Annotated in this window: 1 protein-coding gene; it reads right to left on the reverse strand. The window is 71.5% G+C overall.

The window, feature by feature from the left end:
* Positions 1 to 1,948, reverse strand: a 1,948-nt coding sequence (locus ACFYML_RS36545) for an amino acid adenylation domain-containing protein (protein ID WP_387425007.1), incomplete at both ends; no start/stop codon positions are given.

Here is a 1,948-nt window from a genome sequence, read left to right on the forward strand (position 1 = left end):
GGTCGACCGGCCCGTCGAACCGCAGCGCGTTCGGCAGGTTGTAGGTGGCACTGGGCCCCTCGAGCTGAGCCAGGAACCACAACCGGCGCTGCGCGAAGGACAGCGGGGGTGTGGCCGGGCGGGTCCCGGCGGTCAGCGTCGGCCGGTCGGTGCCAGTCAGGCGGGTGGCGAGCGCGGCGATGGTCGGGGCCTCGAAGATGGCCCTGGTCGGCAGGTCGGCGTTCAGCGTCGTGCGGATCCGGCTGACCAGCCGGGTCGCGAGCAGTGAATGCCCGCCGAGGTGGAAGAAGTTGTCGTCGATGGTCACGCCGGTGGTGCCGAGGACCTCGGCGAACAGCTCGGCGAGCACCGTCTCGGCCGGGGTCCGCGGGGCGCGTCCGCCGCTGCCGGCCGGGGTCTCGGGCGCGGGCAAGGCCTTGCGGTCGATCTTGCCGTTCGCCGAGACGGGCAGGCTGTCCAGCAGCACGAACACCGCTGGAACCATGTAGTCGGGCAGCCGCTCCTCGGCGTGCCGCCGCAGCCGGTCGGGATCGGTCTCGTCGGCCGTCACGTACGCCACCAGACGCTGATCGCCGGGCCGGTCCTCGCGGACGAGCACCGCCGCCTGGAGTACCGCCGGATGCTGAACGAGGCAGTTCTCCACCTCGCCGAGCTCGATCCGGAAGCCGCGGAGTTTGACCTGGTGGTCGACGCGGCCGAGGAAGTCTAGGGTGCCGTCGGGGAGCCAGCGGGCGAGGTCGCCGGTGCGGTAGAGGCGGCTGCCGGGGGTGCCGTGCGGGTTGGCGGTGAAGCGTTCGGCGGTGAGGTCGGGGCGGTTGTGGTAGCCGCGGGCGAGTTGGACGCCGGCTAGGTAGAGCTCGCCGGGGACGCCGGGTGGCAGCGGCCGGAGGCGCCGGTCCAGCACGTACACCTGGGTGTTCTGGATCGGGCGGCCGAGGGTCACCCGCGCACCGGGCGTCAACTCGATGGAGGTCGCCCAGACGGTGGCCTCGGTCGGGCCGTACATCACAGTCACGCCGGCGCTGTTTCCGCACATCTCGCCGGCCAGGTCGGCGGGCAGCAGCTCGCCGCCGACGATCATCCGCACGCCGGCCATGGCCGGCTCGGTCACTGCGGTGCTCCACCAGGACGGCGTGCCCTGCACCACCGTGACACCGTGTTTCCGGATCCAGGCGCCGACCTCGGCCGGGCTCTGCACGACGTTCCGCGGGGCCAGCACGACGGACGCGCCGGCCAACAGCGGCACGTAGAGCTCCAGGGCCGCGATGTCGAAGCTCACCGTAGTGATCGCGAGAAGCCGGTCCGCCGGGGTCAGCCGCAGCCGGGCGTCCATGTCGTCCAGGAAGTTGTCCAGCGCTCGCCGGCTCACCATGACGCCCTTGGGCCGGCCGGTGGAACCGGAGGTGTAGATGAGGTACGCGGTGTTGTCGGGGTGTGTCCTGGTGGGCGGGTTGGTGGTGGGCTGGGCGGCCACGGATGCGATGGCGTCCGGCCGGTCGAGGTAGAGGGTCGCGGTGGTGGCGGGCACACCGCCCCCGGTGGTGGTGATGAGGAGCTCCGGGCGGGCGGTGTCGAGCAGCTGCTGGATGCGGGTGGCGGGGTGGTCCGGGTCGATGGGGAGATAGGCGGCCCCGGTCTTGCCGATGGCCAGCAGGGCAACGAGCAGGTCGACCGTGCGGGGCAGGGCGACGGCGACTGTAGCGCCGGGCCCCAGGCCGAGGTGATTGGCCAGCTGATTGGCGCGGCTGTTGAGCTGCTCGTAGGTGAGTGTGGTGGCCCCGTCGGTCGCGGCGATGGCGTGCGGGCTTTCGGAAACCTGGCGCTCGAAGCGCTGGATGAGGGTCGTGGGGGTGTGGTCGCTCGTGGTGTTGTTCCAGGTGGTGAGGATCTGGTGGTGTTCGTTGGGTAGGAGGATGTTGAGGTCGTCGATGGGGGTGTGTGGGTGGTT

Source organism: Micromonospora sp. NPDC007230 (assembly GCF_042869115.1).
Lineage (GTDB): Bacteria > Actinomycetota > Actinomycetes > Mycobacteriales > Micromonosporaceae > Micromonospora.